The sequence below is a fragment of the Pseudomonas sp. PDM17 genome, from assembly GCF_014851985.1.
In the GTDB taxonomy this organism is placed as follows: domain Bacteria; phylum Pseudomonadota; class Gammaproteobacteria; order Pseudomonadales; family Pseudomonadaceae; genus Pseudomonas.
Genome location: NZ_JACVAT010000004.1, coordinates 634,878 through 659,179, shown reverse-complemented (window position 1 = coordinate 659,179; position 24,302 = coordinate 634,878). Strand labels below are relative to the sequence as shown.

Sequence of the window (24,302 nt, the reverse complement as noted above, 5' to 3'; positions counted from 1 at the left end):
AACTTACCCACAGGACGATGGCTTGTGCATCAGGGTTTCTTGATCTTTTCCGGGCGCTTCCAGCCCTCGATCACCCGCTGCTTGGCGCGGCCGACGCCGAGGGTGCCGGCCGGAACCTCGGCGGTGATGGTGGAACCCGCGCCGGTCGTGGCGCCGGTGCCGATATCCACAGGCGCCACCAGCGAATTGTTGGAGCCGATGAAGACATCCTCGCCAATGGTGGTGCGCCATTTGTTCGCGCCATCGTAGTTGCAGGTGATGGTGCCGGCGCCGATGTTGGTGCGCGCACCGACTTCGCTGTCGCCCAGGTAAGTCAGGTGACCGACCTTCACACCGTCCTGCAGGTGGGCGTTCTTCAGCTCGACGAAGTTACCCACATGCACCTTGCGCTCCAGCACGCTGCCCGGACGCAGGCGAGCGAACGGGCCGACGTCGCTGTCGGGGCCGACGTGGGCGCCTTCCAGGTGCGAGTTGGCCTTGATGATGGCGCCGCGGCGCAGGGTGCTGTCCTTGATGTAGCAGTTCGGACCGATCTGTACGTCGTCCTCGATCTCCACCTGGCCTTCGAGGATCACGTTGATGTCGATGCTCACGTCGCGGCCGACGCTGACTTCACCCCGCACGTCGAAGCGCGCCGGATCGATCAGCGTCACGCCCTGGGCCATCAGGCGCCGCGCCACCCGCTGCTGGAAGAAGCGCTCCAGCTCGGAGAGCTGCAGGCGATCGTTGGCGCCCTGGGTCTCCATCGCCACCTTGGGTTGGGCGGTGGCCACACGCAGGCCGTCGCCGACTGCCATGGCAATGACGTCGGTGAGGTAGTACTCGCCCTGGGCGTTGGAATTGGAAAGACGCGACAGCCAGCCCAGCAGGCGCTCACGCGGCGCAGCGAGGATGCCGGTATTGCCTTCGCGGATGGCGCGCTGCTCGGCAGTGGCGTCCTTCTGCTCGACGATGGCCTGAACTTCGCCAGCGCCATCGCGAATGATGCGTCCGTAGCCGGTGGGGTCTTCCAGCTCGACGGTCAGCAACGCCAGCTGCTCCGGCGTGGCCTGGGCCATCAGCCGCTCCAGGGTGGGCTGCTCGATCAGCGGCACATCGCCGTAGAGGATCAGCACATTGTCCGCGCTCAGGAACGGGGCGGCCTGCGCCACGGCGTGTCCGGTGCCCAACTGCTGCTCCTGGATCACGAAATTCAGGTCATCCGCCTGCAGGCGCTCGCGCACCAGGTCGGCGCCATGGCCAATCACCACATGGATACGCGTCGGGCTGAGGCCGCGGGCGATATCGATCACGTGGGCGAGCATCGGTTTGCCAGCAACCGGATGCAGGACCTTCGGCAGTGCCGAGCGCATGCGGGTGCCCTGGCCAGCGGCAAGAATGACGATTTCGAGGGACATGAGTGAGGGACCGTCCTGGTGAGCGGGGAAACCCCGGGTGTAGAAAAAGAAAAAGGGTAGCCAAGGCTACCCTTTTCCTATTTGACGCTGAAGTCCCTGGGGACTTCGCGGCTTAGCCGCCGTACTTCTTGCGAACCTGCTGGACCGTGCGCAGTTGCGCTGCGGCTTCGGCCAGGCGGGCTGCGGCGGAGCTGTAGTCGAACTCTGCACCTTTACCTTGCAGAGCCTTTTCAGCTTCCTTCAGTGCGGTCTGGGCAGCCGCTTCATCGAGGTCACCTGCGCGAATCACGGTGTCGGCGAGAACCTTGACCATGCTCGGCTGTACTTCGAGGAAGCCACCGGAGATGTAGTACACCTCCTGCTCGCCACCCTGCTTCACCAGGCGGATCGGACCCGGCTTGAGCTCGGTGATCAGCGGCGCGTGGCCCGGAGCGATACCCAGATCGCCCAGGGAGCCGTGCGCTACGACCAGCTCGACCAGACCGGAGAAGATCTCCGCTTCGGCGCTGACGATGTCGCAGTGGACAGTAATAGCCATACCCTTGCCTCACGTAAGCGCCCGTTGCCGGGCGCACGGATTACAGCTTCTTCGCTTTCTCGATGGCTTCTTCGATGCCGCCGACCATGTAGAACGCCTGCTCGGGCAGGTGATCGTAGTCGCCGTTGAGGATGCCTTTGAAGCCAGCGATGGTGTCCTTCAGGGAGACGTATTTGCCCGGCGAGCCGGTGAATACTTCAGCCACAAAGAACGGCTGGGACAGGAAGCGCTGGATCTTACGAGCACGGGCCACCAGCAGCTTGTCGGACTCGGACAGTTCGTCCATGCCGAGAATCGCGATGATGTCCTTCAGCTCCTTGTAGCGCTGCAGAACGTACTGCACGCCACGAGCGGTGTCGTAGTGATCCTGGCCGATGACCAGCGGGTCCAGCTGACGGGAAGTCGAGTCCAGCGGATCAACTGCCGGGTAGATACCCAGCGAGGCGATGTCACGGGACAGTACGACGGTGGCGTCCAGGTGGGCGAAGGTGGTCGCCGGGCTCGGGTCGGTCAGGTCGTCCGCGGGAACGTAGACGGCCTGGATCGAGGTGATCGAGCCTTTCTTGGTGGAGGTGATGCGCTCTTGCAGAACGCCCATCTCTTCGGCCAGGGTCGGCTGGTAACCTACTGCGGAAGGCATACGGCCCAGCAGTGCGGATACTTCGGTACCGGCGAGGGTGTAACGGTAGATGTTGTCGATGAACAGCAGTACGTCACGGCCTTCGTCACGGAACTTCTCGGCCATGGTCAGGCCGGTCAGTGCAACGCGCAGACGGTTACCCGGCGGCTCGTTCATCTGGCCGTAAACCAGGGCTACCTTGTCCAGTACGCCGGAATCCTTCATCTCGTGGTAGAAGTCGTTACCCTCACGAGTACGCTCACCCACACCAGCGAATACAGAGTAACCGCTGTGCTCCATGGCGATGTTACGGATCAGTTCCATCATGTTGACGGTCTTGCCTACACCGGCACCACCGAACAGACCGACTTTACCGCCCTTGGCGAACGGGCAGACCAGGTCGATAACCTTGATGCCGGTTTCGAGCAGGTCGTTGCCGCCAGCCTGGTCAGCATAGGACGGAGCGTCGCGGTGAATACCCCAGCGCTCTTCTTCGCCGATGGGACCGGCTTCGTCGATCGGGTTGCCCAGCACGTCCATGATGCGGCCCAGGGTCTTGGTGCCGACCGGGACGGAGATGGCTGCGCCGGTGCTTTCCACGTTCAGGCCGCGCTTGAGGCCTTCGGTGGAACCCATCGCAATGGAACGAACCACGCCGTCGCCCAGCTGCTGCTGAACTTCCAGGGTGGTTTCGACGCCCTGAACTTTCAGGGCCTCGTAGATGCTCGGCACGGCATCGCGCGGGAATTCCACGTCGATCACGGCGCCGATGATTTGAACGATACGTCCGCTACTCATGTCTGGTTCCTCTGAATTTTGAACCTGTTCTTACACCGCGGCAGCGCCGCCGACGATTTCCGAGATTTCCTGGGTGATCGCCGCCTGACGTGCCTTGTTGTAGATCAGTTGCAGACCACTGATCAGATCACCGGCGTTGTCGGTAGCGTTCTTCATTGCAATCATCCGGGCCGCCTGCTCACAGGCGTTGTTCTCAACCACGGCCTGGTACACCTGGGATTCCACGTAGCGCACCAGCAGGCCGTCGAGGAGGGCCTTGGCGTCGGGTTCGTAGAGGTAGTCCCAGTGGTGCTTCAGCTCGGCATTGTCCTCGGCCACCAGCGGAATCAGCTGTTCCACGGTCGGCTTCTGGGTCATGGTGTTGACGAACTTGTTGGAAACCACGTACAGGCGATCGATACGACCTTCCAGGTAGGCATCCAGCATGACCTTGACGCTGCCGATCAGATCATTGATCGACGGCTCTTCGCCCAGGTGGCTGATAGCTGCAACTACGTTGCCGCCATAGCTCTTGAAGAAGGATGCACCCTTGGAGCCGATCACGCAGAGATCGATCTCCGCGCCACGATCGCGCTGCCCGCTCATGTCCTTGACGAGAGCCTTGAACAGGTTGATGTTCAGGCCGCCAGCCAGGCCACGGTCGGAGCTCACCACGATGTAGCCGACGCGTTTTACTTCACGCTCGACCATGAACGGGTGACGGTATTCCGGGTTGGCGTTGGCCAGATGGCCGATCACCTGGCGAATGCGCTCCGCGTAGGGACGGCCGGCCGCCATGCGCATTTGTGCCTTGCGCATCTTGCTCACCGCCACCTTTTCCATGGCATTGGTGATTTTTTGCGTGCTTTTGATGCTCGCAATCTTGCTGCGAATCTCTTTTGCGCCTGCCATTTCACACCTATCGGTTTAGCAGGCGGGGGCCGTTAACGACCCCCGCTGCGGCTTACCAGGTTTGGGTGGCCTTGAACTTCTCGATGCCGGCCTTGATGCCTGCGTCGATTTCGTCGTTGAAGTCACCCTTCTCGTTGATCTTCGCCAGCAGAGCGGCGTTCTCACGTTGGAAGTAGGCGATCAGCGCTTGTTCGAAGGCGCCCACCTTGGCGATCTCGACGTCCTGCAGGAAGCCACGCTCGGCGGCATACAGGGACAGCGACATCTCGGCGATGGACATCGGCGCGTATTGCTTCTGCTTCATCAGCTCGGTGACGCGCTGACCATGTTCCAGCTGCTTGCGGGTCGCGTCGTCCAGGTCCGAGGCGAACTGGGCGAAGGCCGCCAGTTCACGGTACTGGGCCAGCGCGGTACGGATACCGCCGGACAGCTTCTTGATGATCTTGGTCTGGGCCGCGCCACCCACACGGGATACCGAGATACCGGCGTTGACGGCCGGACGGATACCCGAGTTGAACATTGCGGATTCCAGGAAGATCTGACCGTCGGTGATGGAGATCACGTTGGTCGGAACGAACGCAGAAACGTCGCCAGCCTGGGTTTCGATGATCGGCAGGGCGGTCAGGGAACCGGTCTTGCCTTTCACTTCGCCGTTGGTGAACTTCTCTACGTACTCTTCGGAAACGCGGGAAGCGCGCTCCAGCAGACGGCTGTGGAGATAGAACACGTCGCCCGGATAAGCTTCGCGGCCCGGCGGACGGCGCAGCAGCAGGGAGATCTGGCGGTAGGCTACGGCCTGCTTGGACAGGTCGTCGTACACGATCAGGGCATCTTCACCGCGGTCGCGGAAGAATTCGCCCATGGTGCAACCGGAGTACGGAGCCAGGTATTGCAGAGCGGCGGATTCCGAAGCACTGGCAACGACCACGATGGTGTTGGCCAGGGCGCCGTTCTCTTCCAGCTTGCGTACGACGTTGGCGATGGTCGATTGCTTCTGACCGATGGCAACGTAGACGCAGCGGATGCCGCTGTTCTTCTGGTTGATGATGGCGTCGATGGCCAGAGCGGTTTTACCGATCTGACGGTCACCGATGATCAGCTCGCGCTGGCCACGGCCAACCGGGATCATGGCGTCGACGGACTTGTAGCCGGTCTGAACCGGCTGGTCTACCGACTTACGCCAGATCACGCCCGGTGCCACTTTCTCGACTGCGTCGGTCAGCTTGGCATCGATCGGGCCTTTGCCATCGATCGGGTTACCCAGAGCGTCGACAACGCGACCCAGCAGTTCCGGACCAACCGGTACTTCCAGGATGCGGCCGGTGCACTTGGCGTTCATGCCTTCTTTGAGGTCCTGGTATTCACCCAGTACCACAGCACCGACGGAGTCTTGCTCCAGGTTCAGCGCCATACCGTAGACGCCGCCCGGGAATTCGATCATCTCGCCGTACATGACGTCGGCCAGACCGAAGATGCGCACGATGCCATCGGAAACACTGACGATGGTGCCTTCGTTGCGCGCTTGCGAGGCGACGTCGAGTTTCTCGATACGCCCCTTGATGATTTCACTAATTTCGGAAGGATTGAGTTGCTGCATGCCGCTGCCCCTTCAAACTCAAGATTTCAACGCTTCGGCCAGTTTCGCGATTTTGCCGCGCACCGAGCCATCGATTACCAAGTCACCGGCGCGAATTACCACGCCGCCGATCAAGCTCGCGTCTTCCGACGCATGAAGTCGCACTTCGCGACTGAGCCGGGCGCTGAGAGCCTTGGCGAGTTTGTCCTGCTGTTCCTGGTCCAGGGCGAAGGCACTGGTGACCTCGACCTCGACCAGCTTTTCCTGCTCGGCCTTGAGCTGCTCGAACATCACGAAGATGGTCGGCAGGAGGTCGAGCCGCTTGTTTTCAGCCACAGTCCGGACGAAGTTCTGGGCCGGAGCATTGAGCTTGTCGCCACACACGTCGATCAGCGCGTCAGCCTTGGCTGCCGCGGTCAGCTGGGGCTCCTTGAGCAGCTGGCGCACGGTGTCGTCCCGCGACACTGCAGCCAGCACACCCAGAGCAGCGGACCAGTCGGCCAGTTGCTGATGAGCCTGGGCGTACTCGAAAGCCGCCTTCGCGTATGGACGAGCCAATGTGGTCAGTTCTGCCATATCGCCCTCTGCTTAGATCTCGGCGGCCAGTTGATCAACCAGCTGCTTTTGCGCGTTGGCATCGATCGAAGCACCCAGGATCTTCTCGGCGCCGGAGACAGCCAGGGCACCCACTTGGGCACGCAGGGCGTCTTTGACGCTGTTGAGTTCCTGTTCGATCTGGGCCTTGGCCTGAGCGATCATGCGATCACCTTCACCACGGGCCTGATCACGGGCTTCGTCAACGATCTGGTTAGCGCTCTTCTTCGCCTGCTCGATGATTTCGGCTGCCTGAGCCTTGGCTTCGCGCAGTTGCTGACCCGCTTTCTCGTGAGCCAGTTCCAGGTCACGAGCCGCGCGGTTGGCAGCGTCCAGGCCGTCGGCGATCTTCTTCTGACGCTCGTGCAGAGCCGCGATGACCGGAGGCCATACGAACTTCATGCAGAACAGGACGAAGATGGCGAACGCGATGGCCTGGCCGATCAGAGTTGCATTAATGTTCACGCCAATACCTCGCTCGTTCGTTGTTCAGTCACAGATTCCCGCGTTGCGGAAATTACTGGGCAACCTGAGCAATGAACGGGTTAGCGAAGGTGAAGAACAGAGCGATACCAACGCCGATCATGGTCACGGCGTCGAGCAGGCCGGCGACGATGAACATTTTGACCTGCAGCATCGGAACCATTTCCGGCTGGCGAGCAGCGCCTTCCAGGAACTTGCCGCCCAGCAGGCCGAAGCCGATGGCGGTACCCAGAGCGCCCAGACCGATCAGCAGAGCAACGGCGATAGCAGTGAGTCCAACTACAGTTTCCATTTTTCCTCCCGACTTTTTTGTCGTGTTGGTTAAAGGTGAAGCAAGTTAAGGTGGTGAAGCTCTTCTTTCACCCCCTCCCATCCGGGAAGGGGCGTACAGAATCTTTGGATCAGTGGCTGTCTTCGTGCGCCATCGACAGGTAGACGATGGTCAGCATCATGAAGATGAAGGCCTGCAGGGTGATGATCAGGATGTGGAACACGGCCCACGCCCAGTTCAGCACGACGCCCATGCCGCCCAGCCAGAGGATGCCGGAACCGAACATCACGGCGATCAGGATGAAGATCAGCTCGCCGGCGTACATGTTGCCGAACAGACGCAGTGCCAGGGATACCGGCTTGGCGATCAGGGTCACGAATTCCAGCAGGAAGTTCACGGGGATCAGGATGATCTGAACCACCATGTTGCTGCTGTGGAACGGGTGCAGGGTCAGTTCGCCGAGGAAGCCGCCGATGCCCTTGACCTTGATGCTGTAGAAGATGATCAGCGCGAAGACAGCGATCGACATGCCGAAGGTGGCGTTCGGATCGGTGGTGGCTACGGCGCGGAAGAACAGGTGCTCGTTGCCGGTGACCGCCTGGGCCGCGAGCGGCAGGAAGTCCACGGGCACCAGGTCGATCAGGTTCATCAGGAAGATCCAAACGAACACGGTCAGCGCCAGCGGTGCGATGAGCGGGTTACGGCCGTGGAAGGTGTCCTTCACGCTGCCGTCGACGAACTCCACGAGAACTTCGACGAAGTTCTGCAGGCCGCCAGGTTGACCGCTGGTGGCCTTCTTGGCTGCCATGCGGAAGATAAGGATGAACACCAGGCCGAGGAATACGGACCAGCCCAGGGTATCAACGTGGAATGCCCAGAAGCCCATTTCCTTGGCTTGTTCGGCGGTGTGGGCGAACCCCCAGGAACCATCCGGCAGACGACCCAGGGTCAGGTTCTGCAAGTGGTGCTGGATGTAACCCGAAGCGCTTTCTGCTGCCATGTTTGCCTCAATCGCTCTAAGGTCTTGTAAATGTGTTTCGCATCAGCAGGGGTGCAAACCAGCTGACCGCGAGGGTCAGCAGGTAGAGGCCGAACAGCGCCAGGGGCGCCAGGGGCTTCACACCTGCAAACGTCAGTGCGAAGAGCACTGCCGTCAAAATCAGTTTTCCCGCCTCACCGGCATAAAAGGACCGGACTATCAGCTGGGCAGAACGCGCGCCGCTGTAGCGGAACGCCTTGCGAGCAAAGTACAGATTCGGCAACCACGCAATCAGGCCCCCGAGCAAACCGGAATAGCCTGCGACCGATCCCCGTGCAAACCACAGGACTGCTGCACCGATAAGCAGCACCACCAGCTGGACGAGCAACAGGCGAAAAGCCGGTTGATGATGGAAGGGCAAACGATCGGGCTTGCGGGGTTCCATCTTCAGCTCACAGTCCTCTGGCGTCGGCGTCACAAATCAATAACTTGGCATACTTTGTGCCGACAAAATTGCGCGCAGAGTATAGGGGGCTGCAGGCCCCCCGTTCAACCGTCAGGTAGTGATTTCCGACGACCCCTACATGCTACGTTCGTATCAACGTATGTGGGCGAGTACGCCTTGAAGCTCGTCGAGGGAGTTGTAGCGGATCACCAACTGGCCTTTGCCCTTCTGCCCATGGCGAATCTGCACCGGGGCGCCCAGGCGCTCGGCCAGACGCTGTTCCAGGCGGCTGATGTCCGGGTCAGTCCTGACCGCTTTGACAGGTTCCCCAGGGGCGTTGAGCCACTGGCGCACCAGTGCTTCAGTCTGACGCACGGTGAAGCCGCGTGCGACAACATGTCGCGCACCCTCAACCTGCCTGTTTTCGGGCAATCCGAGCAGGGCACGGGCGTGGCCCATCTCCAGGTCGCCGTGGGACAGGAGGGTCTTGATCTCTTCCGGAAGGGCGATAAGGCGCAGCAGGTTGGCCACGGTCACGCGGGATTTGCCCACGGCGTCAGCGACCTGTTGCTGGGTCAACTGGAATTCCTGCTGCAGTCGCTGCAGTGCGGCGGCTTCCTCGATGGGATTGAGGTCCTCGCGCTGGATGTTCTCGATCAGCGCCATGGCGATGGCGGCTTCGTCCGGTACTTCGCGGACCATGGCCGGGATCTTGTCCAGCCCGGCCTGCTGGCTCGCGCGCCAGCGGCGCTCGCCGGCGATGATCTCGTAGCGGCCCTTGTCGATCGGGCGCACCACGATCGGCTGCATCACGCCCTGGACCTTGATCGACTGGGCGAGTTCTTCGAGGGCCTGCGGGTCCATGTCGCGACGGGGCTGGTACTTGCCACGCTGGATCAGATCCAGCGGCAGGTGTTGCAGCTCCTTGCTGTCCACCTGAACGGCTTCTTCCTGCAGCGTAGCGGCGCTGGAGCCACTGAGCAGGGCGTCCAGCCCGCGTCCGAGACCTCGTTTCTTGGCGGCCATGCGGGTTCCTTAATCTCTTAGGCGGGGGCGGTGGTGCGGGCGGCGCGCTGACGGCGCACCAGCTCGCCGGCCAGCGCCAGGTAGGCGAGGGCACCGCGGGATTGCTTGTCGTAGACCAGCGCCGGCATGCCGAAGCTGGGCGCTTCGGCCAGTCGCACGTTGCGCGGGATCACAGTGGTGTAGAGCTTGTCGCCGAAGTGTTCCTGCAGCTGCGCGCTGACGTCGTTGGTCAGGCTGATGCGCGGGTCGTACATGGTGCGCAGCAGGCCTTCGATCTTCAGCGCCGGGTTCAGCCGCTCAGCGATGCGCTGAATGCTGTTCATCAGATCGGTCAGGCCTTCCAGTGCGTAGTACTCGCACTGCATCGGGATGATCACGCCGTCGGAGGCGGACAGGGCGTTGACCGTCAGCATCGACAGCGAGGGCGGGCAGTCGATGAGGATGAAATCGTAGTTCTCGCGGATCGGTGCCAGAGCATGGCGCAGGCGATGTTCCTTCATGTCCATTTCCAGCAGCACCACTTCCGCCGCGGTGAGGTCGCGGTTGGCGGGCAGCAGCTGGTAGCCGCCGTGCTCGGAGAACTGCATGGCCTGGGCCAGGTCGCATTCGCCGGTGAGCACGTCGTAGATGGAATGGTCCAGGGACAACTTATCCACACCGCTGCCGGTGGTGGCGTTACCCTGTGGATCGAGGTCGATCAGCAGCACGCGTCGTTTGGTGGCGACCAGCGATGCCGCGAGGTTGATGCAGGTCGTGGTCTTGCCGACGCCGCCCTTCTGGTTGGCGATCGCGAATACCTTAGCCATGGTTTTCCCCACTCCCCGTCATGCAGTGCGGCGCAGTATCAGCAGATGGCGCTGGCCTTGGCAACCCGGCACCGCCAGAGCGTGTTCGGCTTCGACCCGGAAATCTTCCGGGAGTGCCGCGAGCTCATCGCTGGGGTGGACGCCTTTCATGGCCAGCCAGTTGGTCTGGGTGTCGCCCAGGTGTCGTGTCCAGTTGGCGAAGTCTTCGAGACTGCTGAAAGCCCGCGAGACGATGCCGTTGAACGGCTGCTCGGGCTGGAAGGCCTCTACCCGGCTGTGGATAACCTGCAGGTTGTCGAGCTTGAGTTCCAGCTTCACCTGGGTGAGGAAGCGGGTCTTCTTGCCGTTGCTGTCCAGCAGGGTCAGGGATTTGCCGGGGAACAGGATGGCCAGCGGGATGCCGGGCATGCCACCGCCACTGCCCACGTCCAGCCAGCGCTCACCGCCCGCAGCTTCGAACTGCGGGACGATGCTCAGGCTGTCGAGCAGGTGGCGGGAGACCATTTCATCCACATCGCGCACGGCGGTGAGGTTGTAGGCCTTGTTCCACTTGGCCAGCAAGGCCAGGTAATCCAGCAGGCGTTGCTGGGTGGTTTCGTCGATATCCAGGCCAAGCGTCTGGATGCCATGCGCGAGTTCGTCGGCGTGGCGGGCAGTAACCAGGGACATCAGGCGCTCTGCTCCAGCTGACGACCGGAGGAGCGTTTCTTCAGGTGGATCAGCAACAGGGAGATCGCCGCCGGGGTGACGCCCGGAATGCGGCCGGCCTGACCGAGGGTTTCCGGCCGGGCGTTGCCCAGCTTGAGCTGGATCTCCTTGGACAGCCCGGAGATGGACGGGTAGTCGATATCCACAGGCAGGCGGGTGTCTTCGCTGGCTCGCAGGCGAGCAATCTCTTCCTGCTGGCGATCGATGTAGCCGGCGTACTTGGTACGGATCTCGACCTGTTCGGCGACCTGCGGGTCTTCCGCGCCGGCGCCGGTCACTTCGGCCAGGCTGACGTAGTCGATTTCCGGGCGGGCCAGCAGGTTCAGCAGGTTGTACTCATGAGCCAGCGGAGTCCCGAAGCGCTCGGCGATGGCATCGCCCTGCGGCGTGTTGGGTCGAACCCAGGTGCTCTTCAGGCGCTGTTCCTCACGCTCGATGCCTTCGCGCTTGGCTTCGAAGACAGCCCAGCGCTCGTCGTCGATCAGGCCCAGTTCGCGGCCTTTCTCGGTCAGGCGCAGATCCGCGTTGTCCTCGCGCAGGATCAGCCGGTACTCGGCGCGCGACGTGAACATGCGGTACGGCTCCTGGGTGCCGAGGGTAATCAGGTCGTCCACCAGCACGCCGATGTAAGCCTCGTCGCGACGCGGGCACCAGCTTTCACGGCCTTGCGAGCGCAGCGCAGCGTTGGCGCCGGCAAGCAGCCCCTGGGCGCCGGCTTCTTCGTAGCCGGTGGTGCCGTTGATCTGGCCGGCGAAGAACAGGCCGCCGATGACCTTGGTCTCCAGGCTGTACTTCAGGTCGCGCGGATCGAAGTAGTCGTACTCAATGGCGTAGCCCGGGCGAACGATGTGCGCGTTCTCCATGCCGCGGATCGAGCGGACGATATCCAGTTGCACATCGAAGGGCAGCGAAGTGGAGATGCCGTTCGGGTACAGCTCGTGGGTGGTCAGGCCTTCGGGTTCGAGGAAGACCTGATGGCTGTCCTTGTCGGCGAAGCGATGGATCTTGTCTTCGATCGACGGGCAATAGCGCGGGCCGACCCCTTCGATAACGCCGGAGTACATGGGCGAGCGATCGAGGTTGGACGCGATGATCTCGTGGGTCCGCGCGTTGGTGTGGGTGATCCAGCAGCTGACCTGGCGTGGATGCATTTCCTTCGAGCCCAGGAACGACATCACCGGGATCGGCGTGTCGCCGGGCTGCTCGGTCATCACGCTGAAATCGACACTGCGGCCATCGATGCGCGGCGGAGTGCCGGTCTTCAGGCGGCCGACACGAAGCGGCAGCTCACGCAGGCGGCGCGCCAGGGCGATCGAGGGCGGATCACCGGCACGGCCACCGGAGTAGTTCTCCAGGCCGATGTGGATAAGTCCGCCGAGGAAAGTACCGGCTGTGAGGACGACGTTGTCCGCATGGAATTTCAGACCCATCTGGGTCACTACGCCGCGCACCTGGTCCTGTTCGACGATCAGGTCATCACAGGCCTGCTGGAATATCCACAGGTTCGGCTGGTTCTCCAGGATCTCGCGCACGGCGGCCTTGTAGAGAACGCGGTCAGCCTGAGCTCGGGTCGCACGGACTGCCGGGCCTTTACGGCTGTTGAGCACACGGAACTGGATGCCGCCTTTATCGGTGGCCAGTGCCATGGCACCGCCCAGCGCATCGATTTCCTTTACCAGATGGCTTTTGCCGATCCCACCGATGGCGGGGTTGCAGCTCATCTGGCCAAGGGTTTCCACATTGTGGGTGAGCAGCAGCGTCTTCACGCCCATGCGTGCGGCCGCTAGTGCGGCCTCTGTGCCGGCATGGCCGCCGCCGATCACGATCACGTCAAAACGGGAAGGGAAATCCACCACGCACCTCGTGCCTGTTGATCAAGGAGAAAGAAGAGAGCCGGACAGTATAGGGGCTAAGGGCTCTCGATTGAAGGCACCTGAACAAAAAATAGCCAACGGGTACTGTTCGCCTCTAATAGAAAATAAAAGAGAGGAATCTTTTTAAATCTTTTTAGAGCTTGTGTTTATGTATGGTGAAGCCGTTTTCTGTGGATAACCACTTTCAGCCCAGATACGGCGATGCTTTCAGCGCCTAACAACCCTGTGTCGATTCTGTACGGTTGCAGGGGATCTCCGGTGGCTAGCTTGTGGATTAAGTGTAACGTTATCAACAGGCCGATTTATCCACTGGTTGAGACAGCGCTTGTTAACCTATCTGTACGCGACTTTTCCACAAGGTTCACGGAGGCCTGTGGAATCCACTTTTTGTGCTCTGTAAGCCCCGTAAATAGGGAGTCTTTGTGAGCTTATGGCTGTGGATAGATTTATGTGGCGAAGAATTCGGGGCAGCAGGAGGCGCGCTGACGGGACGGCCCCGTCAGCGGTACGCGAAAGCAGCGTTGTGGATTACTTGCCGATGCAGAAGCTGGAGAAGATGCGTCCCAGCAGGTCGTCCGGTGTGAAGGCACCGGTGATCTCGCCCAGGGCTTGCTGGGCCTGACGCAAGTCTTCGGCCAGCAACTCGCCTGCTCCGCTCAGAGTGAGCTGTGCGCGGCCGTGCTCGAGGCTGTCTCCAGCCAGGCGCAGGGCCTCCAGATGGCGCCGGCGCGCGCTGAAACTGCTCTCTGCGGTCTGCTCGAAGCCCATGCAGGCCTTGAGGTGCTCGCGCAGCAGCTCCAGGCCATTGCCGGAACGGGCAGACAGGGTGATGGTGACGTGGCCGTCAGCGCTCTCTTCGAGCCCGATGCTCTCTGTGGATAAATCCGCCTTGTTGCGGATCAGGGTCACGTGCGCCGGGTCGGGGCGGCTGTCGAGGAATTCCGGCCACAGTGCGAAGGGATCGCTGGCTTCCGGGGCAGTGGAATCCACCACAAGGAGGACTCGATCCGCCTCGTTGATGGCCTTCAGGGCGCGTTCCACGCCGATTTTTTCCACATGGTCATCGGTGCTGCGCAGGCCGGCAGTATCGATGATGTGCAGCGGCATACCGTCAATGTGGATATGTTCGCGCAATACGTCGCGGGTGGTGCCGGCGATATCGGTGACGATGGCCGCCTCACGCCCTGCCAGGGCATTCAGCAGGCTGGATTTGCCGGCGTTGGGACGCCCGGCGATGACGACCGTCATGCCGTCACGCAGCAGGGCTCCCTGGCCTGCCTCGCGCAGCACCGAGGCGAGTTCCGCGCGTACTGCATCCAGTTGCGAGAGAACATGGCCGTCGGCGAGGAAGTCGATTTCCTCTTCCGGGAAGTCGATGGCAGCCTCGACATACATGCGCAGGCCGATCAGCTGGTCGGTGAGGTTATGCACACGCTTGGAGAACTCCCCCTGGAGTGAGCGCACGGCGTTGCGTGCGGCCTGCGCTGAGCTGGCTTCGATGAGGTCGGCAATGGCTTCGGCCTGGGCCAGGTCGAGCTTGTCATTGAGGAACGCGCGCTCGCTGAACTCGCCAGGGCGGGCCTGGCGGGCGCCCAGTTCGAGGCAGCGCTGCAGCAGCATGTCCATCACTACGGGGCCGCCATGGCCCTGCAGCTCCAGCACGTCTTCGCCGGTGAAGGAATTCGGGCCGGGGAAGTACAGCAGCAGACCTTCGTCGATGACCTCGCCATCATCAGCGTGGAAAGGCCCATAGTGGGCATAGCGCGGTTGGGGCTCGCGGCCGCTCAGGGTAATCGCCATGGTGCGCGCACGAGGACCGGAGACACGGACGATGCCCACCCCGCCACGGCCCTGGGCGGTGGCGACGGCGGCGATGGTTTCACGGGCTGCATTCATGTCGGCGGTCTCGCGGTTGTTGTCGTGGCTCGCGGCAAGGCAAAGTTATCCACATAGCAAAACGCCCCACGAGGGGGCGTCTTGTCGATCGGTGTCGGGCGGCGATATCAGGCAGAAGCCTTCTTCGCGGCCGCTTCGATCCGACGGGTAATGTACCACTGCTGTGCGATGGACAGGCAGTTGTTCACAACCCAGTACAGCACCAGGCCGGCCGGGAACCACAGGAAGAAGAAGGTGAAGATGATCGGCATCAGCTTCATCACCTTGGCCTGCATGGGGTCCGGTGGAGTCGGGTTGAGCATCTGCTGAACCAGCATGGTTGCGCCCATGATGATCGGCAGGATGAAGAACGGATCCTTCACCGACAGGTCGACGATCCAGCCCAGCCACGGGGCCTGGCGCATCTCGACGCTTTCCAGCAGTACCCAGTAAAGCGAGAGGAAGACCGGCATCTGCACCAGAATCGGCAGGCAGCCGCCCAGCGGATTGATCTTCTCCTTCTTGTACAGCTCCATCATCGCCTGGGACATCTTCTGGCGATCATCGCCATGCTGTTCCTTCAGCGCAGCCAGTTTCGGCGACACGGCGCGCATGCGGGCCATGGAGCGGTAGCTGGCGGCGGACAGCGGGAAGAAGGCCAGTTTGATGACGATGGTCAGGAAGATAATCGACCAGCCCCAGTTACCCACGAGGTTGTGGATATGTTGCAGCAGCCAGAAGATTGGCTGGGCGATGAACCAGAGCGGACCGTAGTCGACGGTCAGTTCCAGGCCTGGGGACAGTTCCTTCAGGTACGCCTGCAGTTTCGGGCCGGCATACAGGGTCATGCTGGTTTCGCCCTTGGCACCCGGCGCAACGGTCAGGTTGGGCCCGGTGTAGCCGACGATGTAGTTGCCCTGGGCGTCCTTGCGGGTCATCACGCTGTGGGCGTCGCCCTTGGCGGGAACCCAGGCGGTGACGAAGTAGTGCTGCAGCCAGGCTACCCAGCCGCCCTGGACGGTTTCCTTGAACTGCTCTTTGTCCATGTCCTTCATGGACACTTTCACGTAGGGCTTTTCAGGGGTCCAGACCGCAGCACCGAGGTAGGTCGATACGCCGGTAGCAGTGGTGGAGGACGGGTCGACGCTGGCGTCACGCTTGAGCTGGGCGAACAGCGAGGCGTTCCACGGTTTGTCGCTCTGGTTGTCGATCAGGTAGCTCACGCCGACCTGGTAGGCATTGGGATTGATGCATTCGAGCTTCTTCTGTGCCTTTTCCTTCTCGGTGCAGTCGTTTTTCAGGCCGCGGTGGAAGGTAAAGCGCTTGATGTAGCTGACGCCATCCTGTGCATAAGTCAGGTCGACAACCATCTGGTCCTGGCCATCGGCCAGTTCGTAGACAGGTTTGGCCGAGGCGTAGAGCGGGCGACCGCTGGCAGCGGCGTCCGGGCCGTTGGCGCCGGTCAGGCCGCTCTGGGCCAGGTAGGTGCGCTGGTTGTCACGCTCGAACAACGGGAACGGCACGTCCGGGCGGTCCTGGCGCAGCGGGTACTGGGTCAGGCCGAGCTTGATCACGTCGCCGCCGCGCGGGTCGATGGTCAGGTCTAGGACATCGGTCTTCACGCGGATCAGCTGCTCGCTGGCGGCCGCTGGCTTCTGCTCATTGGGCAGGCTGGCCTGGGCGTTCTGCGTGGTGGGTACGTCGGCATTGGCCGCATTGCCGGCAGGCACGGAAGTGTCCGGCAGGCCTTCAGTCTGATTGAAGGTCGCGGTCTGCGCCGGCAGTTCGGGCTGGCCGTAGTCCTTGTTCCACTGGAGGACCAGTGCGTAGGACACGATTGCCAGGGCGACGAATAGGATTGAACGTTTGATGTCCATGGTTACTCGGCCGTCGAGGAAGGGGCGGGCTTGGAAGGATCTGGCGGTACCGGATCGTAGCCACCGGGATGCCAGGGGTGGCAGCGGCCTAGGCGACGAGCGGCCAGCCAGCCACCACGCAGGAAACCATGAGTTTCAATGGCTTCTTGCGCGTAGCAGGAACAGCTGGGGTAGAAACGACAGTGCCTGCCCATCATGGGACTGATGGCGTAGCGGTAAAACTGGATCAGTAACAGCGCCAGTCTACGCATGGGAACTGTCGGCCACTCCCGGAGATTCTGTCGAAGGTTCCGGGCTGGGCCGGTTGCGCAACAGGCGCTTCCAGAGTTTGCCGAACTGCTGGTGCAGCTCTTCATTCTCCAGATCGCCGAGGCCCTTGCGCGCGATCAGCACGATATCCAGGCCGGCCAGCTTCTGCTGGTGATGGCGGAAGGATTCGCGGAGAAGGCGTTTGAGGCGGTTGCGCTCGACGGCGAGCTTGACGTTCTTCTTGCCGATCACCAGGCCCAGACGGGGGTGATCGAGACCGTTTTCGCGCGCCAGCAGCAGGATGTGCTTGCCGGGAACCTTGGAGGTGGGGGAGTCGAAGACCGCTGTGAATTGCCGGGCTGTCAGAAGACGTTTATCCCGGCTGAAATCTCGACTCACCACCTGTGTCAGACAAATCAGACGGTCAGACGCTTACGGCCCTTGGCGCGACGACGCGACAGAACCTGACGACCGTTCTTGGTGGCCATGCGAGCGCGGAAGCCGTGCACGCGAGCGCGCTTGAGGGTGCTGGGTTGGAAAGTACGTTTCATGATTCGGTACCTGGGTTTGACGACATGAGGTCGCAGTGACCCCGTTTAAAGAGACCGGCGATTCTAGTGAAATCAGGCGGTCAGGTCAATTTCCAACCAGACCCGGATACAAAATCTATAGAAAGGAGGGAAATCTCTTTTTCTAAAGATTGAAGCAGTGATTATGTTTACGGCGGCCGATGCCTGTGAATAACTCGCCGGCAGCCTTTGAACAAGCGCCTCAAGGGGAATGATAACCCTGTCGGGAAGTCGTGGGCCGCTTGTGCGGAGCCGGTTGGAAAGCTGGGTATGGAATGCGGTTTTTTCCACAGGGATTTTTTCCACAGAACCATCACCAGGGTCATCCCCTGCCCCATCAAGCTGTTATCCACAAGGTTCAAGGCGTTATTACCCGACCACCGGTAAAATCATTAACACCTTGATTTTGCTTGTATCCCGGCGCGCTTAACTGTGGATAAGTTGGTTCGTCGGGGATACAATAGCCGTCTGTTTCGCTTTGCGACTTCTTTTGGGGGATATCCGTGTCCGTGGAACTTTGGCAGCAGTGCGTGGAGCTTCTGCGTGACGAGCTGCCGTCCCAGCAATTCAACACCTGGATCCGACCTTTGCAGGTCGAGGCCGAGGGTGAGGAGCTGCGCGTCTACGCACCCAACCGCTTCGTACTCGACTGGGTCAATGAGAAGTACATGGGGCGCCTGCTCGAATTGCTGAGTGAGCGTGGCAACGGCCAGATTCCGGCGATTTCACTGCTGATTGGCAGCCGACGCAGCCGCACTCCGCGCCCTGCCCTGGTTCCGACGCCGCAGGTCAATGTCCAGCCGGCTTCCGTTGCCGCAGCGCCTGCACCAGTGAGCGCACCTGCGCCGGTGGCTCTGTCCATGCCCGAGCCGCAGCCGATCCAGGCCGCGCCGGTGCAGACCATCGTCGATCTCGACGAATCCAGCCCGGGTATCGATCCGATGGCTGCCGCCATGCCGGCCGCGACTGTGCGTACTGAGCGCAACGTCCAGGTAGAAGGTGCGCTCAAGCACACCAGCTACCTAAACCGCACCTTCACCTTCGAGAACTTCGTGGAAGGTAAATCCAACCAGCTGGCCCGTGCGGCCGCCTGGCAGGTTGCGGACAACCTCAAGCACGGCTACAACCCGCTCTTCCTTTATGGTGGCGTCGGCCTGGGCAAGACCCACCTGATGCACGCTGTGGGTAACCACCTGCTGAAGAAGAACCCTAATGCGAAGGTCGTGTACCTGCATTCGGAGCGATTCGTCGCGGACATGGTGAAAGCGCTGCAGCTGAATGCCATCAACGAGTTCAAGCGCTTCTACCGTTCGGTGGACGCACTGCTGATCGACGACATCCAGTTCTTCGCCCGCAAGGAGCGTTCCCAGGAAGAGTTCTTCCACACCTTCAACGCCCTTCTGGAAGGCGGCCAGCAGGTCATCCTGACCAGCGACCGCTACCCGAAGGAAATCGAAGGCCTGGAAGAACGCCTGAAGTCCCGTTTTGGCTGGGGCCTGACGGTGGCCGTGGAGCCGCCGGAGCTGGAAACCCGCGTGGCGATTCTGATGAAGAAGGCTGAGCAGGCGAAGGTCGAGCTACCGCACGACGCTGCATTCTTCATCGCCCAGCGCATCCGCTCCAACGTGCGTGAGCTGGAAGGCGCGCTGAAGCGCGTGATCGCCCACTCCCACTTCATGGGCAGGCCGATCACCATCGAGCTGATCCGCGAGTCGCTGAAGGACCTGTTGGCCCTGCAGGACAAGCTGGTCAGCATCGACAACATCCAGCGCACCGTCGCCGAGTACTACAAGATCAAGATCGCCGACCTGCTGTCCAAGCGCCGTTCGCGCTCGGTGGCACGTCCGCGTCAGGTTGCCATGGCACTCTCCAAGGAACTGACCAACCACAGCCTGCCGGAGATCGGCGTGGCCTTCGGCGGTCGGGATCACACCACGGTGCTGCACGCCTGTCGTAAGATCGCTCAACTCAAGGAATCCGACGCGGATATCCGCGAGGACTACAAGAACCTGCTGCGTACTCTGACCACCTGACGCAGCCTCACGAGGCAAGGGACTAGACCATGCATTTCACTATTCAACGCGAAGCTCTGTTGAAACCCCTGCAACTGGTCGCTGGCGTTGTCGAGCGCCGCCAGACGCTGCCGGTTCTTTCCAACGTCCTGCTGGTCGTCGAAGGCCAGCAACTGTCGCTGACCGGCACTGACCTGGAAGTCGAGCTGGTAGGTCGCGTCACCCTGGAAGATGCTGCCGAGCCGGGCGAGATCACCGTGCCGGCGCGCAAGCTGATGGATATCTGCAAGAGCCTGCCCAGCGACGCCGTGATCGACATCCGCGTTGACGAGCAGAAGCTCCTGGTGAAGGCCGGCCGTAGCCGCTTCACCCTCTCCACCCTGCCGGCCAATGACTTCCCCACCGTGGAAGAAGGCCCGGGATCGCTGACCTTCAGCCTGGTGCAGAGCAAGCTGCGTCGCCTGATCGATCGCACCAGCTTCGCCATGGCGCAGCAGGACGTTCGCTACTACCTCAACGGTATGTTGCTGGAAGTGGGTGGCGGCACCCTGCGTGCAGTGGCGACCGACGGTCACCGCCTGGCCATGTGCTCGCTGAGCAACGGCGTGCCAGAAGCGCAGGATCGCCACCAGGTGATCGTACCGCGTAAAGGCATCCTCGAACTGGCTCGACTGCTCACCGAGCAGGATGGCGAAGTGTCGATCGTCCTTGGACAGCACCACATCCGGGCGACCACTGGCGAGTTCACCTTCACCTCCAAGCTGGTAGACGGCAAGTTCCCGGATTACGAGCGCGTACTGCCCAAGGGCGGTGACAAGCTGGTCATCGGTGACCGCCAGGTGCTGCGCGAAGCCTTCAGCCGTACCGCGATCCTGTCCAACGAGAAGTACCGCGGCATTCGCCTGCAGCTCTCTAACGGACTCCTGAAAATCCAGGCGAACAACCCGGAGCAGGAAGAGGCGGAAGAAGAAGTGCAAGTCGACTACAACGGCGGCAGCCTGGAAATCGGCTTCAACGTCAGCTATCTGCTGGACGTCCTGGGTGTCATGGGTACCGAGCAGGTGCGCATGATCCTCTCCGACTCCAACAGCAGTGCGCTGCTGCAGGAAGCGGACAACGACGATTCTGCCTACGTCGTCATGCCGATGCGCCTCTGACGCGTATCGATGTCCCTTACCCGCCTTTCGGTCACCGCGGTGCGCAACCTGCACCCGGTGACCTTCTCCCCCTCCCCCCGCATCAACATCCTCTACGGCGAAAACGGCAGCGGCAAGACCAGTTTGCTGGAAGCCATCTACCTGCTCGGTCTCGCCCGCTCCTTTCGCAGCATGCGCCTGCAACCTGTCATCCAGTACGAAGAACCGGCTTGCACGGTGTTCGGACAGGTACGTCTGGGCAATGGCTTCGATAGCAGCCTGGGGGTTTCGCGAGATCGTCAGGGCGAGTTCCAGATTCGCATCGACGGCCAGAATGCACGCAGCGCTGCTCAGCTTGCCGAGACTTTACCGCTGCAGTTGATCAACCCGGACAGTTTCCGCCTGCTGGAAGGGGCACCAAAAATTCGCCGGCAGTTCCTCGATTGGGGAGTGTTCCACGTGGAACAACGCTTCATGGCCGCCTGGCAGAGACTGCAGAAGGCGCTGCGGCAGCGGAACTCGTGGCTCCGGCATGGTAAACTGGACGGTGCTTCGCAGGCTGCGTGGGATCGGGAATTGTGCTCGGCAAGCGACGAAATAGACGCGTATCGCCGGTCCTATATCCAGGCTCTCAAGCCCCAGTTCGAGCGGACCCTGGCCGAGCTGATCCAGATCGATGACCTGACGCTCAGCTACTACCGGGGATGGGATAAGGAACGCGACCTGAGCGAAGTGCTGTCCTCCAGCTTGCTGCGCGACCAGCAGATGGGGCACACCCAGGCAGGACCGCAACGGGCGGACCTACGAATTCGCCTGGGGGGACACAATGCCGCGGAGATACTTTCACGTGGCCAACAGAAACTGGTGGTCTGCGCTTTGCGGATCGCCCAGGGGCACTTGATCAACCAGGCCAAGCGCGGGCAATGCGTCTACCTGGTGGATGACCTCCCCTCCGAATTGGATGAGAAGCATCGGTTGTCTTTGTGCCGGCTTCTCGAAGATCTGGGTTGCCAGGTATTCATCACCTGCGTCGATCCGCACTTATTGAAAGACGGCTGGCAAATGGAAACGCCGGTGTCGATGTTCCACGTGGAACATGGGCGCGTCTCTCAGGACACTACCATCGGGAGTGAAGAATGAGCGAGAACACCTACGACTCTTCCAGTATCAAGGTACTGAAGGGACTGGATGCCGTACGTAAGCGTCCGGGCATGTACATCGGTGATACCGACGACGGCACTGGCCTGCACCACATGGTCTTCGAGGTCGTGGACAACTCGATCGACGAAGCGCTGGCGGGCTACTGCAGCGAGATCAGCATCACCATTCACACCGATGAATCCATCACCGTGCGCGACAACGGTCGCGGCATTCCGGTGGATATCCACAAGGAAGAAGGGGTCTCCGCGGCAGAGGTCATCATGACCGTCCTTCACGCCGGCGGAAAGTTCGACGACAACAGCTACAAGGTCTCCGGCGGTCTGCACGGTGTGGGTGTATCGGTGGTGAACGCCCTCTCCCACGAGCTGCGCCTGACCATCCGCCGTGAAGGCAAGGTCTGGGAGCAGGTCTACCATCACGGCGTTCCGCAGTTCCCGCTGCGCCCGGTAGGTGACACCGATGGCTCGGGCACCGAGGTGCACTTCAAGCCGTCCCCGGAAACCTTCCACAACATCCACTTCAGCTGGGACATCCTGGCCAAGCGGATCCGTGAGCTGTCCTTCCTGAACTCCGGCGTCGGCATCGTCCTGCGCGACGAGCGTGCCGGCAAGGAAGAGCTGTTCAAGTACGAGGGTGGCCTGCGCGCTTTCGTCGAGTACCTGAACACCAACAAGACTGCGGTGAACCAGGTCTTCCACTTCAACTGCCAGCGCGAAGAAGACGGCGTCGGCGTGGAAGTCGCCCTGCAGTGGAACGACAGCTTCAACGAGAACATCCTCTGCTTCACCAACAACATTCCCCAGCGTGACGGTGGTACCCACCTGGCGGGCTTCCGCTCGGCCCTCACCCGTCACCTGAACAACTACATCGAGCAGGAAGGCCTGGCGAAGAAGTTCAAGATCGCCACCACTGGCGACGACGCCCGTGAAGGTCTGACCGCGATCATTTCGGTGAAGGTGCCGGATCCGAAGTTCAGCTCGCAGACCAAGGACAAGCTGGTTTCCTCGGAGGTGAAGACCGCCGTGGAACAGGAAATGGGCAAGTACTTCGCCGACTTCCTGCTGGAGAACCCGAACGAAGCCAAGGCCGTGGTCGGCAAGATGATCGACGCCGCCCGTGCCCGTGAGGCCGCGCGCAAAGCTCGTGAGATGACCCGCCGCAAGGGCGCGCTGGACATCGCCGGCCTGCCGGGCAAGCTCGCCGACTGCCAGGAGAAGGACCCCGCCCTCTCCGAACTGTACATCGTGGAAGGTGACTCCGCGGGCGGTTCTGCGAAGCAGGGCCGTAACCGCAAGACCCAGGCGATCCTGCCGCTCAAGGGCAAGATCCTCAACGTCGAGAAGGCTCGCTTCGACAAGATGCTGTCTTCCCAGGAGGTCGGCACGCTGATCACCGCGCTGGGCTGCGGTATCGGTCGCGAGGAGTACAACATCGACAAGCTGCGTTACCACAACATCATCATCATGACCGATGCTGACGTCGACGGTTCGCACATCCGTACCCTGCTGCTGACCTTCTTCTTCCGTCAGTTGCCGGAGCTGGTCGAGCGCGGCTACATCTACATTGCCCAGCCGCCGCTGTACAAGGTGAAGCGCGGCAAGCAGGAGCAGTACATCAAGGACGACGTGGCCATGGAGGAATACATGACCCAGTCGGCCCTCGAGGAAGCCAGCGTGCACGTCAACGAAAGCGCCCCGGGCCTGTCCGGCGAAGCGCTGGAGAAGCTGGTCAACGAGTACCGCGGTGTCATGCGCACCCTGTCCCGCCTGTCCCGTCTGTACCCGCAGGACCTGACCGAGCACTTCATCTATCTGCCGCGCATCGAAGCTGAAAAGCTGGGCGACGAGGCCACCATGCAGTCCTGGATCGAGCAGTTCCAGGCGCGCCTGAAGGCCGTCGAGAAATCCGGCCTGACCTACAAGGTCAGCCTGCGCGAAGACCGCGAGCGTCACCTGTGGCTGCCGGAAGTCGAGATGGTTGCCCACGGTCTGTCGAACTACGTCACCTTCAACCGCGACTTCTTCGCCAGTAACGATTACCGCGCGGTAACCGAGCTGGGCAGCAAGCTGAACAGTCTGCTGGAAGACGGCGCCTACGTGCAGAAGGGCGAGCGCAAGAAGTCGGTCAGCACCTTCAAGGAAGCCCTCGACTGGCTGATGACCGAAGGCACCAAGCGCCACAGCATCCAGCGATACAAAGGTCTGGGCGAGATGAACCCGGATCAGCTGTGGGAAACCACCATGGATCCGAACGTGCGCCGCATGCTGAAAGTAACCATCGAGGACGCTATCGCGGCCGACCAGCTGTTCAACACCCTGATGGGCGATGCCGTGGAGCCGCGCCGCGACTTCATCGAAAGCAACGCTCTGGCGGTGTCCAACCTGGACGTCTGATCCAGGAAAGCTGCAGGCAAAAAGA

The 24,302-nt window shown here is 61.5% G+C and carries 22 protein-coding genes and 1 pseudogene; 4 read left to right on the top strand and 19 right to left on the bottom strand.

Going from position 1 to position 24,302, the window contains the following annotated elements; translation table 11 throughout:
- Positions 1-29 precede the first annotated feature (29 nt).
- The 19 genes from glmU to rpmH all read right to left on the bottom strand — a co-directional run bounded on the left by glmU (position 30) and on the right by rpmH (position 17,557).
- Complete coding sequence (gene glmU / locus IB256_RS17330; RefSeq protein WP_081518995.1) at positions 30-1,397, bottom strand: bifunctional UDP-N-acetylglucosamine diphosphorylase/glucosamine-1-phosphate N-acetyltransferase GlmU; 1,368 nt, start codon at positions 1,395-1,397, stop codon at positions 30-32.
- 112 nt (positions 1,398-1,509) lie between these two features.
- Positions 1,510-1,935 carry a F0F1 ATP synthase subunit epsilon gene (locus IB256_RS17325; RefSeq protein WP_045213789.1) on the bottom strand — a complete coding sequence of 142 codons (426 nt, stop codon included), beginning with the start codon at positions 1,933-1,935 and terminating at the stop codon, positions 1,510-1,512.
- 40 nt (positions 1,936-1,975) lie between these two features.
- Complete coding sequence (gene atpD / locus IB256_RS17320) at positions 1,976-3,352, bottom strand: F0F1 ATP synthase subunit beta (protein ID WP_045213787.1); 1,377 nt, start codon at positions 3,350-3,352, stop codon at positions 1,976-1,978.
- Between the two features lie 30 nt (positions 3,353-3,382).
- Positions 3,383-4,243, bottom strand: a complete 861-nt coding sequence (gene atpG, locus IB256_RS17315; RefSeq protein ID WP_017518839.1) for a F0F1 ATP synthase subunit gamma — start codon at positions 4,241-4,243, stop codon at positions 3,383-3,385.
- Between the two features lie 52 nt (positions 4,244-4,295).
- The gene (atpA, locus tag IB256_RS17310; protein ID WP_045213785.1) at positions 4,296-5,840 is read right to left on the bottom strand and encodes a F0F1 ATP synthase subunit alpha; all 1,545 of its coding nucleotides are present in this window, start codon (positions 5,838-5,840) and stop codon (positions 4,296-4,298) included.
- An 18-nt stretch (positions 5,841-5,858) separates the two neighbouring features.
- Positions 5,859-6,395, bottom strand: a complete 537-nt coding sequence (locus IB256_RS17305) for a F0F1 ATP synthase subunit delta (protein ID WP_017518841.1) — start codon at positions 6,393-6,395, stop codon at positions 5,859-5,861.
- Positions 6,396-6,407: 12 nt separating this feature from the next.
- A complete protein-coding gene (locus IB256_RS17300) occupies positions 6,408-6,878 on the bottom strand; it encodes a F0F1 ATP synthase subunit B (RefSeq protein ID WP_081518994.1) in 471 nt (156 codons plus the stop codon).
- A 52-nt stretch (positions 6,879-6,930) separates the two neighbouring features.
- Positions 6,931-7,188 (bottom strand): F0F1 ATP synthase subunit C, encoded by a 258-nt coding sequence (gene atpE, locus IB256_RS17295; protein WP_003457994.1) that lies wholly within the window; start codon positions 7,186-7,188, stop codon positions 6,931-6,933.
- 109 nt (positions 7,189-7,297) lie between these two features.
- Positions 7,298-8,167: a F0F1 ATP synthase subunit A gene (gene atpB, locus IB256_RS17290; protein ID WP_017518843.1), complete on the bottom strand. Its 870-nt coding sequence runs from the start codon at positions 8,165-8,167 to the stop codon at positions 7,298-7,300.
- A gap of 16 nt (positions 8,168-8,183) precedes the next feature.
- Positions 8,184-8,591, bottom strand: a complete 408-nt coding sequence (locus tag IB256_RS17285; RefSeq protein ID WP_192294406.1) for a F0F1 ATP synthase subunit I — start codon at positions 8,589-8,591, stop codon at positions 8,184-8,186.
- A gap of 153 nt (positions 8,592-8,744) precedes the next feature.
- Positions 8,745-9,617 carry a ParB/RepB/Spo0J family partition protein gene (locus tag IB256_RS17280; RefSeq protein WP_192294404.1) on the bottom strand — a complete coding sequence of 291 codons (873 nt, stop codon included), beginning with the start codon at positions 9,615-9,617 and terminating at the stop codon, positions 8,745-8,747.
- Positions 9,618-9,634: 17 nt separating this feature from the next.
- Positions 9,635-10,423, bottom strand: coding sequence for a ParA family protein (locus IB256_RS17275; protein WP_024765005.1), 789 nt, complete (start codon positions 10,421-10,423; stop codon positions 9,635-9,637).
- An 18-nt stretch (positions 10,424-10,441) separates the two neighbouring features.
- Complete coding sequence (gene rsmG, locus IB256_RS17270) at positions 10,442-11,092, bottom strand: 16S rRNA (guanine(527)-N(7))-methyltransferase RsmG (protein WP_192294400.1); 651 nt, start codon at positions 11,090-11,092, stop codon at positions 10,442-10,444.
- Positions 11,092-12,984 carry a tRNA uridine-5-carboxymethylaminomethyl(34) synthesis enzyme MnmG gene (gene mnmG, locus IB256_RS17265; RefSeq protein ID WP_192294398.1) on the bottom strand — a complete coding sequence of 631 codons (1,893 nt, stop codon included), beginning with the start codon at positions 12,982-12,984 and terminating at the stop codon, positions 11,092-11,094. Before mnmG ends, rsmG begins: the two co-directional genes overlap by 1 nt.
- A gap of 549 nt (positions 12,985-13,533) precedes the next feature.
- Complete coding sequence (gene mnmE / locus IB256_RS17260) at positions 13,534-14,901, bottom strand: tRNA uridine-5-carboxymethylaminomethyl(34) synthesis GTPase MnmE (protein ID WP_192294396.1); 1,368 nt, start codon at positions 14,899-14,901, stop codon at positions 13,534-13,536.
- A 107-nt stretch (positions 14,902-15,008) separates the two neighbouring features.
- A complete protein-coding gene (yidC, locus tag IB256_RS17255; protein ID WP_192294394.1) occupies positions 15,009-16,757 on the bottom strand; it encodes a membrane protein insertase YidC in 1,749 nt (582 codons plus the stop codon).
- A 2-nt stretch (positions 16,758-16,759) separates the two neighbouring features.
- Positions 16,760-17,008 carry a membrane protein insertion efficiency factor YidD gene (gene yidD / locus IB256_RS17250; protein ID WP_015479779.1) on the bottom strand — a complete coding sequence of 83 codons (249 nt, stop codon included), beginning with the start codon at positions 17,006-17,008 and terminating at the stop codon, positions 16,760-16,762.
- On the bottom strand, positions 17,001-17,408 hold the full coding sequence (gene rnpA / locus IB256_RS17245; protein WP_192403417.1) for a ribonuclease P protein component: 408 nt from the start codon (positions 17,406-17,408) through the stop codon (positions 17,001-17,003). The genes yidD and rnpA overlap by 8 nt, the downstream gene beginning before the upstream one ends.
- Before the next feature lie 14 nt (positions 17,409-17,422).
- Positions 17,423-17,557, bottom strand: a complete 135-nt coding sequence (gene rpmH / locus IB256_RS17240) for a 50S ribosomal protein L34 (RefSeq protein WP_003100258.1) — start codon at positions 17,555-17,557, stop codon at positions 17,423-17,425.
- A 521-nt stretch (positions 17,558-18,078) separates the two neighbouring features.
- Here rpmH and dnaA point away from each other — a divergent pair.
- The 4 genes and pseudogenes from dnaA (at position 18,079) to gyrB (ending at position 24,277) form a co-directional block, all read left to right on the top strand.
- Positions 18,079-19,608, top strand: a complete 1,530-nt coding sequence (dnaA, locus tag IB256_RS17235) for a chromosomal replication initiator protein DnaA (RefSeq protein ID WP_192294392.1) — start codon at positions 18,079-18,081, stop codon at positions 19,606-19,608.
- Between the two features lie 29 nt (positions 19,609-19,637).
- Positions 19,638-20,744, top strand: coding sequence for a DNA polymerase III subunit beta (gene dnaN, locus IB256_RS17230; protein WP_024765010.1), 1,107 nt, complete (start codon positions 19,638-19,640; stop codon positions 20,742-20,744).
- A 9-nt stretch (positions 20,745-20,753) separates the two neighbouring features.
- Positions 20,754-21,856, top strand: a pseudogene (gene recF / locus IB256_RS17225) (DNA replication/repair protein RecF).
- Positions 21,857-21,859: 3 nt separating this feature from the next.
- Entirely contained in the window at positions 21,860-24,277 is a 2,418-nt protein-coding gene (gene gyrB / locus IB256_RS17220) for a DNA topoisomerase (ATP-hydrolyzing) subunit B (protein ID WP_138213454.1), read from the top strand.
- Positions 24,278-24,302 lie beyond the last annotated feature (25 nt).